At 70.7% G+C, this 14332-nt stretch carries 16 protein-coding genes; 7 read left to right on the forward strand and 9 right to left on the reverse strand.

All coding sequences use genetic code 11. The features are described from left to right. Nucleotides 1–43: 43 nt before the first annotated feature. Together MA876_RS05715 and MA876_RS05720 are read right to left on the reverse strand one after the other, a co-directional pair. On the reverse strand, nt 44–466 hold the full coding sequence (locus MA876_RS05715; RefSeq protein WP_248146822.1) for a DUF1801 domain-containing protein: 423 nt from the start codon (nt 464–466) through the stop codon (nt 44–46). Next, on the reverse strand, nt 466–1050 hold the full coding sequence (locus MA876_RS05720) for an HhH-GPD-type base excision DNA repair protein (protein ID WP_248146823.1): 585 nt from the start codon (nt 1048–1050) through the stop codon (nt 466–468). The genes MA876_RS05715 and MA876_RS05720 overlap by 1 nt, the downstream gene beginning before the upstream one ends. A gap of 51 nt (nt 1051–1101) precedes the next feature. Here MA876_RS05720 and MA876_RS05725 point away from each other — a divergent pair, with 51 nt between their 5' ends. The 7 genes from MA876_RS05725 (at nt 1102) to MA876_RS05755 (ending at nt 6352) form a co-directional block, all read left to right on the forward strand. Continuing rightward, complete coding sequence (locus MA876_RS05725; RefSeq protein ID WP_248146824.1) at nt 1102–2481, forward strand: protoporphyrinogen/coproporphyrinogen oxidase; 1380 nt, start codon at nt 1102–1104, stop codon at nt 2479–2481. 101 nt (nt 2482–2582) lie between these two features. Next, on the forward strand, nt 2583–2975 hold the full coding sequence (locus MA876_RS05730; RefSeq protein ID WP_248146825.1) for a hypothetical protein: 393 nt from the start codon (nt 2583–2585) through the stop codon (nt 2973–2975). Nucleotide 2976: 1 nt separating this feature from the next. Next, a complete protein-coding gene (locus MA876_RS05735; protein WP_248146826.1) occupies nt 2977–3378 on the forward strand; it encodes a phage holin family protein in 402 nt (133 codons plus the stop codon). Then, nucleotides 3368–3640, forward strand: coding sequence for a hypothetical protein (locus tag MA876_RS05740; protein ID WP_248146827.1), 273 nt, complete (start codon nt 3368–3370; stop codon nt 3638–3640). The genes MA876_RS05735 and MA876_RS05740 overlap by 11 nt, the downstream gene beginning before the upstream one ends. 154 nt (nt 3641–3794) lie before the next feature. Next, nucleotides 3795–4634 carry a uroporphyrinogen-III synthase gene (locus MA876_RS05745; RefSeq protein WP_248146828.1) on the forward strand — a complete coding sequence of 280 codons (840 nt, stop codon included), beginning with the start codon at nt 3795–3797 and terminating at the stop codon, nt 4632–4634. 13 nt (nt 4635–4647) lie between these two features. Continuing rightward, entirely contained in the window at nt 4648–5616 is a 969-nt protein-coding gene (gene cofD, locus MA876_RS05750) for a 2-phospho-L-lactate transferase (protein ID WP_248146829.1), read from the forward strand. Next, nucleotides 5609–6352, forward strand: coding sequence for a sulfite exporter TauE/SafE family protein (locus tag MA876_RS05755; RefSeq protein ID WP_248146831.1), 744 nt, complete (start codon nt 5609–5611; stop codon nt 6350–6352). Before cofD ends, MA876_RS05755 begins: the two co-directional genes overlap by 8 nt. Here the strand turns inward: MA876_RS05755 and MA876_RS05760 are convergent. The 7 genes from MA876_RS05760 to cofG form a co-directional block, all read right to left on the reverse strand. Then, nucleotides 6338–6619, reverse strand: a complete 282-nt coding sequence (locus tag MA876_RS05760) for a hypothetical protein (protein WP_248146832.1) — start codon at nt 6617–6619, stop codon at nt 6338–6340. The genes MA876_RS05755 and MA876_RS05760 overlap by 15 nt on opposite strands. After that, complete coding sequence (locus tag MA876_RS05765; protein WP_248146834.1) at nt 6616–7122, reverse strand: hypothetical protein; 507 nt, start codon at nt 7120–7122, stop codon at nt 6616–6618. Before MA876_RS05765 ends, MA876_RS05760 begins: the two co-directional genes overlap by 4 nt. Before the next feature lie 68 nt (nt 7123–7190). After that, a complete protein-coding gene (locus tag MA876_RS05770) occupies nt 7191–8642 on the reverse strand; it encodes an HNH endonuclease signature motif containing protein (protein ID WP_308221639.1) in 1452 nt (483 codons plus the stop codon). A gap of 167 nt (nt 8643–8809) precedes the next feature. Next, on the reverse strand, nt 8810–9403 hold the full coding sequence (gene cofC, locus MA876_RS05775) for a 2-phospho-L-lactate guanylyltransferase (protein ID WP_248146836.1): 594 nt from the start codon (nt 9401–9403) through the stop codon (nt 8810–8812). After that, nucleotides 9400–10419 (reverse strand): glucose-6-phosphate dehydrogenase (coenzyme-F420), encoded by a 1020-nt coding sequence (gene fgd, locus MA876_RS05780; RefSeq protein ID WP_248146838.1) that lies wholly within the window; start codon nt 10417–10419, stop codon nt 9400–9402. The genes cofC and fgd overlap by 4 nt, the downstream gene beginning before the upstream one ends. Further along, a complete protein-coding gene (locus MA876_RS05785; RefSeq protein WP_248146840.1) occupies nt 10416–11873 on the reverse strand; it encodes a flavin-containing monooxygenase in 1458 nt (485 codons plus the stop codon). Before MA876_RS05785 ends, fgd begins: the two co-directional genes overlap by 4 nt. Then, complete coding sequence (gene cofG / locus MA876_RS05790) at nt 11870–14251, reverse strand: 7,8-didemethyl-8-hydroxy-5-deazariboflavin synthase CofG (protein WP_248146842.1); 2382 nt, start codon at nt 14249–14251, stop codon at nt 11870–11872. The genes MA876_RS05785 and cofG overlap by 4 nt, the downstream gene beginning before the upstream one ends. Between the last annotated feature and the right edge of the window lie 81 nt (nt 14252–14332).

A 14332-nucleotide genomic window follows, 5' to 3' on the forward strand; every position in this document is an offset into this window, starting at 1 on the left:
CGGGGCAGAACCGGCGAGAGAAATTTATTCCCTTGCGACGTCGCTAGTCCTCGATCGTGATGGTGGCGTACTCATCCCCGCCGGCGAGGGTCCACGCGAGCGAGTCGGCGAGGATCTCGCGCAGCACGTCGAGGTCGATCTTCGAGAGGTCCTTGATGTAGATGCACGACACGCTCGACGTGTGGTCGCCGAGTCGCGCGAGCTGCTCCGCGTGCTTGTCGGTGAAGGCGTAGACCGTCGTCGACGCCTTGCGCGGCGCGAAGGCGAGGATCGGCATGTCGCCTTCGGTGCCCGTTGGGTAGCGGTAGTGGCACGACCCGAAGCCCACGATGCTGCTCGACCACATCTCGGGCTCGCGGCCCGACACGTCGGCGTACAGCTCCAGGAGCGTCTCGGCGTCCTCGCGCCGCCGCGCAGGAGTGACCGTCGCGATGTACTCGAGGACGCTCTGTCCGGTCTTCTCCATCAGACACCGCCTCCGCCGGAGGATTTCGCCGCTGCTTTCGTCGCGCGCTTGAACTCGCGCACCTTCGTGAGCGACTCGGCCGACACGATGTCCGCGACGCTGCGGAACGACCCCTCGTCGCCGTACGCGCCGGCGGCTTCGCGCCAGCCCGCGCCCGTGAAGCCGTACTGCTTGCCGAGCAGGGCGAGGAAGATCTTCGCCTTCTGCTCTCCGAATCCGGGCAGCGCCTTGAGGCGCGTGAGCACGGTCGCCCCGTCGGGGTCGCCCTGGCGCCAGATCGCCGCGGCATCACCGCCCCAGTCGTTCACGACGGCGGTGCACAGCGCCTGCACGCGGGCCGCCATCGATCCGGGGAAGCGGTGCACGGCGGGCGTCGTCGAGAACGCCTGCGCGAACTGGTCGGGGTCGTAGTGGGCGAGGGCCGTGGCATCCATCGATCCCGTCCGTTCGCGGATCTTCAGCGGGCCCGCGAACGCGGTCTCCATCGCGACCTGCTGATCCAGGAGCATGCCGATGAGCAGGGCGAGCGGGTCGTCGGTCAGCAGCTGGTCGGCGGCGGCGTCGCCCGTGATGTGCAGGGTCATGAGCCCCAGTCTTCCACCGGACGCCCATGCGGGCGATGGGAGGATGGATGCGTGAGCCCTGCCGAGTCGCCGATCGAGAGCCTGGCCGAGCATGCGCGCGAGACGCGCGTCGTCGTCATCGGGGGCGGGATCGCGGGACTCGTCGCAGCGCTCGAGTGCGCGAAGGTCGGGATGCGCGTGACGCTGCTCGAAGAATCCGACGAGCTCGGTGGCGCGATCCGCTCGCGCACGGTCGACGACGTCGTCCTTCCGGTCGGCGCCGACGGCTACGCGACGACGGGCGGCCACGTGCGCGCGCTCGTCGACGAGCTGGAGCTCACCGACCTCGTGCGTCCCGAGGCGCCTCTCGAGGCCTGGGTCGCGGGCGTACCCGGTGGGCCGGCACCGCTGCCCGTCGAAACGGTGCTCGGCATCCCGGCGAACCCGTGGGATCCGACCGTGCGGCGGATCATCGGGTGGGGTGGCGTGTGGCGTGCCTACCTCGATCGTCTGCGTCCTCCCCTCACGATCGGGCAGCAGAACAACCTCGACACGCTCGTGCGTGGCCGAATGGGCGGCCTCGTCGTCGATCGGCTCGTCGCGCCGCTGAGCGTCGGACGCCACGGCCTGCTCCCGTCCGAGGTGGACGTCGAGATCGCGGCGCCGGGCCTCGGCTCCGCGCTCACCCGGACCGGTTCGCTCGGCGGGGGCGTCGCGCAGCTCCGCGGATCGCGCGCCGATGCGCCCGCCTACGAGACGCTCGAGGGCGGACTCGCCCCGCTCGTCGAGGCCCTCACGCAGCGGCTCCACGACTACGGCGTCGACGTCCGCACGGGTGCGCGGGTCGAGGCGATCGAGCGCGGGTGGCGGGTCCGTCTGGATGACGAGGAGCGGGATGCCGAGATCGTCGTGGTCGCGGCATCCGTCGCCGAGTCCCACCGCCTGCTCGCGCCCCACGTCGCCGCCGTCGTTCCCGAGACCCCGCGCACGCTGGACGTCGTGACGCTCGTCGTCGACGGCGACCTGCCCGCGCGGGCCGTCTACGCGGTGCCCGGATCCGGTCCCCTCACCGCAGTCTCAGTGGTGTCTTCACGGTGGCCGTGGCTCACCGCGCTGCTCGGCGATGGGCGCTCGGTCGTCCGGGCGACCCTCGCGTCGGCGCCGGCCGACGACGCCGCGGCGATCGCCGAGGCCGAGGCCGCGGCATCCGTCGCCCTCGGCGTCGGCGCGCTCGCCGTCCGCGACGCGCGCATCGACCGCCTCGCGACGGCCCGTCCGCGATCGGCTCGCGGCCACGTCGATGCCGCTGCGCGCGTGCGCGCCGCCGTCAGCGCGCTGCCCGGCCTCGGCGTCGTCGGCGCGGGGGTCGCGGGGAGCGGACTCGCACAGGTGATTCCGGACGCCGTCGCCGAGGCGGAGCGCTTGCGACGGGGCGCCCTGTTCGGCGCATGATCCCTCTCGGACGCCCGATGTCAAGGGTGGATGCCGGAATCGGAATACAGGGCTACCCTGGGAAAGTCATCAGGCGCACCACCCGAGCGTGAGGAGACCCCATGAGGGGCAAGGCAGGACTCGTCGTCGGACTCGCCGTGGGGTATGTCCTCGGCACGCGCGCCGGGCGCGAGCGATACGAGCAGATCAAGACGCAGTGGCTCAAGGTGTGGAACACCGCACCCGTGCAGAATCAGGTCGACAAGGTGAAGGACTTCACCACGTCGGCGGTCCTCGCGCTGCCGACGACGCTGTGGAACACCGCGGTGAAGGTCGGCAAGGCGGCGACCTCGAACGGCACGCCGGGGCAGCGCCTCGATGCGTCGATCAAGGTCGGCAAGGACAGCGCCGACGACATCGCGGGGGCGGCGAAGAAGAACGCCGAAGCCGTGAAGGACGCGGCTCAGGACGCCCTCGACGACGTCGCCGGCACCCAGGGCCGAGGCGGCGCCTGACATGACGACTCCGCGCGGCTTCCGCGACCGCGCCGACGACAGCCTTCTGACGCTGCTCGGCGAGATTCCGGAGCTCATCCGCAACCTGGTGATCGCCGAGGTCGATGCCGGCAAGGCGTGGGTCAAGAAGACGGCGAAGGATGCCGGAGTCGGCGCCGGCTGGATAGCCGCCGCCCTCTTCTTCCTCTTCTGGACGGTTCCCGCGCTCGGCGCCTTCGTCATCATCGGCCTGTCGTCGTGGTGGCCCGCCTGGCTGTCGGCGCTGGTCGTGTTCGTCGCGATGCTCCTCATCGCGATCGTGCTCGCGCTCCTCGGCATTCTGCGGTTCCGCCGGATCGGCAAGTCCCAGAATCCGGTCGAGTCCGTCGTCATCGACGTGAAGGAGATCCGCGATGAGCTCTAATCTGCCCGTGCCGCGCACCGGCGTGCCCATCGGCATCGACGACCCCGTCGTCAAGGCGCGCACCGAGTTGAAGGCGGCGCTCGCCGCGATCGAAGACAAGGCGAACGTCCCGCGCCGGATCTCGCGAGCGACCGACGAGAGCGTGGCGAAGGCGCGCACGTTCGTGCGGCAGAATCCCGCTCTCGGCATCGCTTCCGTCGTCGCGGCGGCCGCCCTGGTGGGTGGAGCGGTATGGGGTCTGGTTCGGCTCTACACCCGCTGACCTCCACCCTCGCGCTTCCGATGCGGCGGCGCGGGGTATGCTCGGGGTCAGGCAGTGCAATGGTGCGGATGCTGCCGATCGCGCGAACCCCGATTCATCAGCGCGTCGGCTGCCCGGCCGCCGGGCGGTCGACCGAGTCACACGAGAGTCGACCATGACCACAGCCTCGCGGCCCACGCCCGACAAGCCCCTCGCGGGCTGGCGCGTGCTCGTGCCTCGCGGGGGCCCGTGGGGCGACGCGGTCGCGGCATCCCTCCGTCGTCAGGGGGCGACGCCGGTCATCGCGCCCCTCATCAACTTCGCGCCGACCAACGATCAGGCGACGCTCGATGAGGCGCTCGCCGACCTCGCCGCGGGGCGCTTCGACTGGCTGACGGTCACGAGCGCGACGACCGTCGACGTCCTCTACGCGTACCGCGCGACGATCCCCGCCCGCACGAAGGTCGCCGCCGTCGGCGAGACGACCGCAGCCGCGCTCCTGGCCGTGGGGTATCGCGTCGACCTCGTGCCCGACGAAGACAACTCCGCCGCCGGCATGGCCGAGCAGCTCATCGCACTCGAGCCCGAACCGCTCGACGTCCTGACGCTCCGCAGCGAGATCGCCAAGCCGGTTCTGACGCGCATGCTCGCCGAGGCGGGGCATCGCGTGCGCAGCGTCGTCGCGTATCGCACTGTAGGCGTGCCCGTCACCGAGCGGATCGCGCAGGACGTGCGCTCGGGGCGGATCAACGCGATCCTCGTCACGAGCGGCTCGGTCGCCGATCAGGTGCACGCGCAGTTCCCCGACCTCCCCTCTGACACGCTCGTCGCCGCGATCGGTCCGCGCACCGCGAAGGATGCGCGTCGCGCGGGACTCTCGGTCGACGTCATCGCCGAGACGCAGACCGTCGAAGCGCTCATCGACGCCGTCGGCCGCTTCCCGCTGCCGCACGCCGCCGACGAGTTCGCGCCGCGCACCGGCACGATCCCGGTCTCCGCGCCCGAGCGCGACTGAGCCGGTCCTCGTCGTGTCCTCCGCGCTCCGCGTCGTCGTCCTCGCGGGCGGTGTCGGGGGCTCGAAGTTCACGCTCGGCGTCCGTGAGGCGCTGCGTCGGCGGGATGCCGGCGAGCCGACCGTCGTGATCAACACAGGCGATGATCTGTGGCTTTCGGGCGTGCGACTGCAGCCCGACGTCGACTCCGTCGTCTACGCGCTCGCCGGCGTCAACGACACGCAGCGGGGCTGGGGTCGCACGGGCGACACCGAACGCGTCAATCACCAGCTCCAGGCTTGGGGCGCGGGGTGGCCGTGGTTCACCCTCGGAGATCTCGACCTCGGCACCCACCTCGCGCGCACGGGCTGGCTGCGCGACGGACTCGCACCGACCGACGTGCTCGCGCGGATGTCCCAGCGCTGGCCGCTCGGTGCGCGTCTGCTGCCGATGACCGATTCCGAGGTCGACACGTGGGTCGTGCTCGAGGACGGCTCGCGTCTGCACTTCCAGGAGTGGTGGACACGGCACCGCGCGACGCTCGTCCCGGTCGCGTTCGAGAATCCGGGCATCTCCGCGGCCCGCCCCGCACCGGGTGTCGCCGAGGCGATCGAGACCGCCGACATCGTGCTGATCGCTCCGTCCAATCCCGTCGTGTCGATCGGGCCGATCCTCGCGGTTCCGGGTGTGCGCGATGCGCTGCGGTCGACGTCCGCGTCCGTGGTCGGGGTTTCGCCCATCATCGGCGGACGCGTCGTCCGCGGCATGGCCGATGTGTGCCTCACCGCGATCGGCGTCGAGACGACATCGACCGGTGTCGCCGCACACTACGGTGCGCGGATGAGCGATGGTCTGCTGGATGCGTGGCTCCTCGCCGAGGAGGATGCGGCGTCCGCGGCGATCGTCGAGGGGCTCGGCATCCATCCCGTCGTCGCGCCCCTCTGGATGACGGACGTCGATGCCACGGCGGCCATCGTCGAGGCCGCCCTGGACGCCGGTGCCTGAGCTCGGTGCGCTCGCGTGGGTGCTCCTCGCGGTAGCCGCGGTCGTCGTCGGCATCTCGAAGACGGGCATCCCCGGTGCCGGCACGGTCGCCGTCGCGATCTTCGCCGCCGTGCTGCCCGCCAAAGCATCGACCGGCACGATCCTGCTGCTGCTGATCGTCGCCGACATCTTCGCCGTCATCACCTATCGGCGGCACGCCAACTGGCGGGCGCTCTGGCGGCTCGTCCCCGCGGTCGCGGTCGGCGTGCTGCTGGGCGTGGGGTTCCTCGCGATCGCGGACGATCTCTGGGTCAAGCGCACGATCGGCGTCATCCTCGTCGCGGTCATCGCGATCACCCTGTGGCGGCGGTATCGTCCGGCCCGCTCCCAGGAGCCGGTGGGCGGGCGCGCGGCCGCGGTGGTCTACGGCGGACTCGGGGGATTCACGACGATGGTCGCGAACGCCGCCGGACCCGTCATGTCGATGTACTTCCTCGCCGCGCGGTTCCCGGTCAAAGAGTTCCTCGGCACGGCGGCCTGGTTCTTCGCGATCGTGAACATCGCGAAGGTCCCGTTCTCGATCGGGCTCGGACTCATCACGGTTCCGGGGCTGCTGCTCGACCTCGTCCTCGTGCCGCTGGTGGTCGGAGGGGCCCTGCTCGGCCGCTGGATCGCATCCCGCGTCGATCAAGTGCTCTTCGAGCGCCTCGTGATCCTGTTCACGATCGTCGGCGCGGGGTATCTACTCTTCAGCTGAGGCTCGGCGAGGTCGCCAGAACGCGTGCGAGGCGATCCACGCGATGATGCCGAAGGCGGCGGTCGCGCCGAGCCAGATCCAGAAGCTCGTGGGCACTCCGATCAGCGAGTGCTGCGAACTGGCGCAGTAGCTCCTGCCGGGGATCGACGAATCGGCGCAGAAGCCGGCGGTCATGAGCGGGGCGAAGACGATCGCCGCCACGACGACCGAACCGAGGATCCAAGCGATCGTCCATCCGGCGCCCGGGCGCGTGCGGGCGGGGGTCACGGCCCCGTCATCGGGTACGTGTCGAGCTCGACCGCGCCGAACGGGAAGGGGTAGACGTAGGTGCCGGTGCCGCCGAAGCCGTCGAGCGGGATCATCGCGAACCAGACCTGTGCGATGACGATGGACGCGCCGGCGATGACCATGATGGCGAGCGCCGCGCGATCCAGCATCCGCAGCGCTGCCGTCTCATCTTCGGCTCGTCGCAGCACGCGCCCGAGGACGCCGAGGACGATCGCCGCCAGAGCCACAAGGACGATCCAGCTCGGCCGCATGGTGAGCGATGTGCACATGGGGGCGATCTCGGTCGCGACCCCATTGGCGTCGACGAATCCGCCGTCGGCGTCGACTCCGCCGGGGCAGCCGCCCTTCGACGCGCTGATGAAGGTGCTGTAGACGAGCGCCGAACCGATGGCCGTCCAGATGAGTCGCCGGATGCGAGCGATGATCGGCGCGCCGGGCAGGCGCGTGAGCTCGCTCGGCGCGATCTGAGTGGGGACGGACATCGTCATCCTTCCGTGGGGTGATGCCAGTCTGCCGGATCGATCGACTCGTCAGGAAGAGCTGTGTCTTGTCACCACGACGGTTCGTCGCCGACGATGCCACCGTTCCGTCCAGGTGGTGGTGGCGGTGGTTCGAGGAATCGCACGGTGGGCGGCGATTTGTCGGTGTACACGCGCCCGAGCGGACTTTTCCAGACAAGTTCGTCGTCGACCTGCTCGACGGTCCAGGCGGTGGCGTGTTTGAGCATGTGATGTCGTCGGCAGAGATGAGCGAGATTGCGGACGCTCGTCTCGCCGCCGTGCTGATGGTCGATGGTGTGGTCGATGTCGGATCGCCAGGTGGGCATGCGACAGCCCGGGAACCGGCAGTGCTCGTCGCGGGCGCGAAGGTGGCGGCGCTGCGCTTCGTTCGGGAAACGGCGGTCGACGGCGAGGATCGCACCGGTAGTGGGGCAGGTGAACACCGCGTCCCAGATCGTCGCGCTGCCGGCGAGGATGCGGGCCGTGTCGGCGTCGACGGGTCCATGTCCGGCGAGGTGCGCCGGCCGGTCGCCGCCGACGAGGGTGGCGGCGGGGATGCTGATCTGCACGATCGCCTGAATCGAGGCGACGCCCGAGCCGCCGTCCGTTTTCGCGGCGACCGTCGTCGGGTGCCCCGTCAAGAGAAGGTCGTTAAGCACATCGAATCGGATCTGATCCAGCGTTCGCTGCTCCGCGTCGGATCCGTCGGATGCGGCGTGCTCGGCGTCGGCGATCACGCGAGCCATCTGGGTGGCGCGGTCGAACGCACCGTGGATCAGGACGGCGGGGCCCTGCATCCACATCTCCGCCATTCCGTCGTCACCATCGCGCACGATCGCCCGCCGACCCTGCCGCGCCCGCCGATGCCGCTCCGTGAACGAGGTCGGTTCGAACTGTTCGGCGATGCTCTTTCCGAGTGCGCGGAGTCGCCCCGCCGTCATCCCGGCACCGCGGTCGAGCATCACTGCCTCGTATCCGGAGCGTGCGTCATCGTCGGAGAGCCGGACTCCCTCTTCGGCGATGACCTGTGCGTGCGCGCGCGAGAAGTGGCCGTCGCGAAGAGCTGCGAACGTCGCAGGAAAGCGATCTCGCAGAATCGTCGCGTCGTTCATCTGTCGCTCGATCGTGCGATCGCTCATGCCGGCCGCGCACGCCAGCTCCGTCGCCATCTCGCGGACGGCCATCGAAGAATCGTCACGGACCGCGGAGGGGCGGCCGCGGACGAGGGCATGATCGAGGGCAGCGGCGAGGATGCGCGTCTGCTCACCCTGCCAGCACGCGACCTGCCGGGTCGACCTCTCCCACTCGAAGAGGAGCTGTTCCTGATCGCGCTCCGCGACTTGGGCCGCACGGTCATGCCAAGCGCCACCGAAGTGTTCGTCGCAGTCTGCATCGGATGCGTTCGCAGCATCCGGCTCCCACGCCTCAGCCGCAGCGAACCGTTCCGCATCGAGCAGCGCCGCGATGTCGGGCGGCTCGATCTGCGGTTCGGAGGTGAACATGCATCCATCATCTCGTCACCCTCCGACATTTGTGCGGCAAATCTGCAACAACTCTCAACCAAGACTAGAAGCTAGTTTCGCTCCGAACCATGTCGAATTGACGGAGACCGCGAAGCTCCCGCCGGGGGTGGAGCAGCGGATGCTCGCTACTCGATCGCCGGGGGCGGTCACACCAGCGCGGCCGTGCGTGGGCCCAGCCCGAGATCGCGGGCCTCGAGCAGCTGATCGTAGGTGTCGACGTCGCGACGGAGGGTCGAGGCATCCGGAATCTGCAGCGCCACGCACCCCAGCGTCACGTGCCGCGCGAACGACCCATCGCCGAACGACGACTGCCACGGCACGTCCGGCCGGGCCGTCACGAGCGTCGAACCGGTGCCCTCGGCGTCCGCGACGACGGCGCGATCGTGCGTCTCCGCGAGCGACAATGCCGCAGCCAGATCGGCAGGTCGAAGGGCCGGCAGGTCGCCCAGCAGCGCCGCTCGGTGTCCGGTGATGCCACGCATCCCGACCGCGACGGCGGCGTCCAGTCCCGCCGGCTCGTCCTCGGGCACGAATCGCAGACCCGGGATGTCGAGCGCCTGCAGCACGAGCCCCCCGTCGTCCCCCACGACGACGACGTCAGCGATCTGCGCGGCCGCCGCGATCGTGTCGAGCGCGATCGCCCGCGCGAGCAGTACGCGGTCGACACCGGGCACTTCGAGCCGCGACTTGCCCCGATCAGCCGGTTTGACCGGCACGACGACGGTCCAGCGAGCGGTCACGCGCCGAAGCGCGCGCGCAGACGCGGGAGGATCTCGGCGCCGTACATGCGCAGGAACTCCTCCTGGTCGTGGCCCGGGTCGTGGAACACGAGGTGGCGGAATCCCATGTCGACGTACGCCGCGATCTTCTCGACGTGCTCTTCGGGGTCCGTCGACACGATGAAGCGCGACGCGGCACGCTCGATCGGCAGCTCGGCGGCGCGGCGCTGCATCTCGATCGGATCGTGGATGCCCATCTTCTCGTCGGCCGACAGCGCCAGCGGTGCCCAGAAACGCGTCTTCTCGAGCGCGACGTCGCGATCGGGGTGGTACGAGACCTTGACCTCGATGAGCGTGTCGATCGAGTCGTCGTCGCGGTCCTCCTTCTCGAGTCCCTCCTTCAGAGCCGGGAGCAGGGTCTCGGTATAGAGCTCGCGGGGCTTGCCGCTCGTCGTGATGAAGCCGTCCGCGATGCGCCCTGCGAGCCGGGTCGCTGCCGGACCGGCCGCGCCGATGTAGATCGGCACCTTCGCGTCCGCCGACGGGCGGTCGTAGACCGTGGCATCCTTCACCGAGTAGAAGTTCCCGTCGAACGTGACGCGCTCGTCGGCCCACAGCTCCTCGATGAGCGTGATCGCCTCTTTGAGTCGCTGGAACCGCTCGGGCGGGTCGGGCCAGTCGAGCCCGAGGGTCACCTCGTTGAGTGCTTCACCGGTGCCGACGCCCAGGATCACGCGGTTCGGATACATCACGCCGAGCGTCGCGAACGCCTGCGCGATCACGGCGGGGTGGTAGCGGAACGTCGGCGTGAGCACCGAGGTGCCCAGCAGCACGCGCGACGTGCGGGCACCCATCGCGCCGAGCACGGGAAGGGCTGCGGGAGCGTGGCCGCCCTCGTGCATCCACGGCTGGAAGTGGTCCGAGATGAAGACCGAGTCGAAGCCCATCTCCTCGGCGAGGACCGCCAGATCGACGAGCTCGGTTGGGCCGAACTGCTCGGCGGAAGCCTTGTAGCCCAGGCGCAGGGGAAGAGTCATGACGTGCCTCTCTTGATGGGAGCGGGGAGGAATTCCGAGCCGTCGGCGGCGGCCAGGCGCGCGCGGAACGCCGCGACCGTGCCGGGCCACAGCAGTGTCAGGCGGCCGGACCGGTCGTCGACGTACCAGTTGCGGCATCCGCCCGAGATCCAGGGGGTGGATGCCGCTGCCCGGTCGATCTCGTCGGTGTACGCCTGCTCGGCCGACGGATCGACGCGCAGGACGGCGTCCCGCGACGCGATGGCGCGCGCGGCGTACGCGGCCTGCTCCTCGAGCATCAGGACCGACGACGTGTGGCCGAGCGACGCATTCGGTCCGTTGAGCACGAACAGATTGGGGAAGCCCGCGACGACGGTCGACCCGAACGACGTCATGCCCTCCGACCAGTGGTCGGCGAGGGTGCCGTCTTCGCCGACGACCAGGTCGGCGTAGGGCTGCTGCGTCGAGGCGAAACCGGTCGCGAGGACGAGTGCGTCGACGTCGTGGCGCGAACCGTCGCTCGCCGTGAGCGTGCGCCCATCGACGGCTGCGAGCGCGGGAGCGAGGCGGACGCGGTCCGATGCGACGGCGGGGTAGAACTCGTCCGACAGCAGCACGCGCTTGCACCCGAACGCGTAGTCCGGCGTCAGCGCCGCCCGCAGTGCGGGGTCGCCGACCTGCGACTCGAGATGGGCGGTGGCGATGGATGCTGCGGCGGCCGCGGCATCCGGATCCCCTGACCGCGACGCGAACCGCGCCTCGCCTTCGGCATCGAGCTCCGACCGCAGCGCCGCGAGCGTCGCCGGATCGGCGGCGAAGCTCGCGCGGTCGGCGTCCGAGTACGCGTGCGCGCCCCGCGGGACGATCCATGCGGGCGTGCGCTGGAAGAGCGTCACCTCGGCGATGCGGGCGAGTTCGGGGACGAGCTGCACGGCCGAGGCGCCGGTGCCGACGACCGCGACGCGCGCGCCCGCGAGGTCGGCTGAGGCATCCCAGCGCGCCGAATGGAAGAGCGGCCCGGGGAACGTCTCGAGTCCCGGGATGTCGGGGATCGACGGCTCGGTGAGCCGCCCGCATGCGAGCACGAGCGCGTCGGCCTCGATCTCGCCGTGGTGCGCGCCGCCCGTCCGCACGCGCCAGAGGTCCGCCGTGGCATCCCACTCCGCACCCAGCATGGGCGTGCCGGAGAGCGGGACGATGTCCTCGACCGCCGCGACGCGTTCGAGATACGCGCGGATCTCGCCGCCCGGCGCGTAGAGCGCCGACCAGTCGGGGTTGGGATGATCCGCGAACCCGTACAGGTGGCTCGGCACGTCGCACGCGACGCCCGGATATACGTTGTCGCGCCACGTGCCGCCGACCGAGGCAGCGCGTTCGAGCACGACGAAGGAGTCGACACCCGCGCGGCGCAGCGCCATCGCCATGCCGAGTCCCGCGAACCCCGCGCCGACGATCGCCACCTCGACGCGCGTCACGAGTCCCCCCCGAGGCGCGGCGCCGGCGTGCGGTAGTCGGTCGTGCGCAGCCGGAAGGGCCGGAAGAGCCGCGCGACGATGGCCGCGGCATCCCGCATCGGCAGCTCGAGACCGTACTCGATACCGGCCTGCGGCTTGACGCGTCCGTCGAGGAGGGTGCCGCCGAGGTCGTCGCCGCCCGCCGTGAGCAGCACGCCCGCCGCGTCGCGGCCGACCCGCGTCCACGGGATCTGAACGTGCGGGATGCTGCCGCTCAGCGCGAGGCGTGAGACGGCGACCATCGCGCGGTGCTCGTCGATCGGCACACGACCCGGGACCAGCGGCACCCCGCCCGCGGGGCCGGGAAGGGGGATCGGCACGAACTCCGTGAACCCGCCCGTCTCGGACTGGATCGCCCGCAGACCGCGTAGGTGCGAGATGCGCTCGGCCGCCGTCTCGACGTGCCCGTAGAACAGCACGCTCGTCGAGCGGAAGCCCGCGCGATGCGCCGCCGTGATGCCCTCGATCCACGCGTCGATCTCGAGGTCGCCTGGCGCGACGAGCGCACGCACGCGTTCGCTCAGCACCTTGACCCCCGTGCCCGGGACGGTGTCGACGCCGGCTTCGCGCAGCGCGATCAGTGCGCCCTCGAGCCCGAGACCGCCGCGTTCGTCGAGGTCGCGCACGTCCTGGGGGCGGTAGGCGTGCAGATGGATGCCCGGAGCCCCCGCCTTCGCCGCGCGCGCGATCTCGAGGTATGCGGTCGGGTCCTGCGTCGTCGGGAGCAGACCCTGCACGCACAGCTCCGTCGCACCGAGGCTCCACGCATCCGCGGCGATCGCCGCGGCGTCGTCGAGGTCGAACTCGTCGGGCTCGTCGGACCCCTCGCGCCGGAAGCCGCTCGAGGTGAGGTTGCGGTTGACGGCGAGCGTGACCGCCTCGCCGACGGTGTACCGCCGCACGTCGTCCGCCGTCGCGGTCAGTACGTCGAGGTCGTCGCCGGTCGCTTCGAGCAGCGCGATCCATTCCGCGTCATCGAGCGCGAGGGGATCCGATGCCGCGGCCTCCGCGGTGCGCTTCACGGCGCCCGGTGCGCCCGACCCACCGACTTTCGCCGAACCCACGAGGTTCTGCGTGCCGGATCGTGTGGGCTCGGGGGAAACATGTGGGCTCGGCGACGACAGCGCCCAGCCGGTCTCGGGATCCATGAGCGCCGCGACGGGAGCGAGCATCTCGGCATCCAGCCAGACCTCGGGCTCGCGAAGGTACGGGGGGTGCGCGGTCAGTCGCTCCTCGAGCCGATACCCGAGCTCGGCGGTGCGCTCGGCCAGCTCGTCGATGTGCGGCCACGGACGCTCGGGGTTGACGTGGTCGGCGGTGAGAGGGGAGACCCCGCCCCAGTCGTCGGCCCCCGCCCGCACGAGAAGCTCGAACTCCGCGGGATCCGAAAGGTTCGGCGGCACCTGGATGCGCATGAGCGGACCCATCACGAGCCTCGCGACGGCGACCGCCGCGACGTACTCGAGCCACTCGGCATCGGGTGCGCCCTGCATCGCCGTCCGCGGCTTCGCCCGGAAGTTCTGCACGATGACCTCTTGCACATGCCCGTGGCGCTCGTGCGCCTCGCGCAGCGCCACGAGCGACTCGGCCCGGTCGCGGAGCGTCTCGCCGATGCCGACGAGGATGCCCGTCGTGAACGGCACCCGCTCACGCCCGGCGTCTTCGATGACCGCGAGGCGCAGCGCCGGGTCCTTGTCGGGCGAGCCGTAGTGGACCTGCCCGGGCTCTTCGAACAGGCGCCGCGACGTCGTCTCGAGCATCATGCCCATCGACGGGGCGGTGGGCCGCAGCATCCTGAGTTCGTCCGCCGACATGACGCCGGGGTTGAGGTGCGCGAGCAGTCCGGTCTCGGCCGTGATCAGCCGCGCCATCGCGCCGACGTAGTCGAGGGTGGATGCGTAGCCGTGCTCGTCGAGCCAGGCCCGCGCCTCGGGCCAGCGGTCCTCGGGCCGGTCGCCGAGGGTGAGGAGCGCCTCCTTGCACCCGAGTGCCGCGCCCTGGCGGGCGACCGCGAGCACCTGCTCCGCGCTCATGTAGACGGGCTTCTGCTTCTTGAGGAGCTGACCCGGAGTGTCGACGAAGATGCAGTAGTGGCACCGGTCGCGGCACAGCGTCGTGAGGGGGATGAAGACCTTGCGCGAGTAGGTGATGACTCCGGGACGACCGGATGCCTCGCCCCCGGCATCCCGCATCGCCCCCGCGATCTCGAGAAGGCGATCGAAGTCCGCACCCGTCGCGCCCAGGAGCGCTTCGGCGTCGTTGACGTCGAGCCGCGCGCCATCGGCCGCGCGACCGAGCGCGGACGTGGTGTCGAGGGGTGCCGGATCGAGCAGGGTCACCGAACCAGTCTTGCACCGCATCCGTGCGCAGGGCCCGACCGATCGTTGCCCCACTGTAAGCAAAACGCCAGCGGACGGACG

Origin of the sequence: Microbacterium aoyamense (genome assembly GCF_023155855.1) — a bacterium.
GTDB lineage: Bacteria > Actinomycetota > Actinomycetes > Actinomycetales > Microbacteriaceae > Microbacterium > Microbacterium aoyamense.

Bases quoted from the DNA above. Each gene is read 5' to 3' on its own strand.
- MA876_RS05715 (WP_248146822.1), bottom strand. From the start codon at position 466: ATGGAGAAGACCGGACAGAGCGTCCTCGAGTACATCGCGACGGTCACT.
- MA876_RS05720 (WP_248146823.1), bottom strand. From the start codon at position 1,050: ATGACCCTGCACATCACGGGCGACGCCGCCGCCGACCAGCTGCTGACC.
- MA876_RS05730 (WP_248146825.1), top strand. From the start codon at position 2,583: ATGAGGGGCAAGGCAGGACTCGTCGTCGGACTCGCCGTGGGGTATGTC.
- MA876_RS05735 (WP_248146826.1), top strand. From the start codon at position 2,977: ATGACGACTCCGCGCGGCTTCCGCGACCGCGCCGACGACAGCCTTCTG.
- MA876_RS05740 (WP_248146827.1), top strand. From the start codon at position 3,368: ATGAGCTCTAATCTGCCCGTGCCGCGCACCGGCGTGCCCATCGGCATC.
- MA876_RS05745 (WP_248146828.1), top strand. From the start codon at position 3,795: ATGACCACAGCCTCGCGGCCCACGCCCGACAAGCCCCTCGCGGGCTGG.
- MA876_RS05765 (WP_248146834.1), bottom strand. From the start codon at position 7,122: ATGTCCGTCCCCACTCAGATCGCGCCGAGCGAGCTCACGCGCCTGCCC.
- MA876_RS05770 (WP_308221639.1), bottom strand. From the start codon at position 8,642: ATGTTCACCTCCGAACCGCAGATCGAGCCGCCCGACATCGCGGCGCTG.
- fgd (WP_248146838.1), bottom strand. From the start codon at position 10,419: ATGACTCTTCCCCTGCGCCTGGGCTACAAGGCTTCCGCCGAGCAGTTC.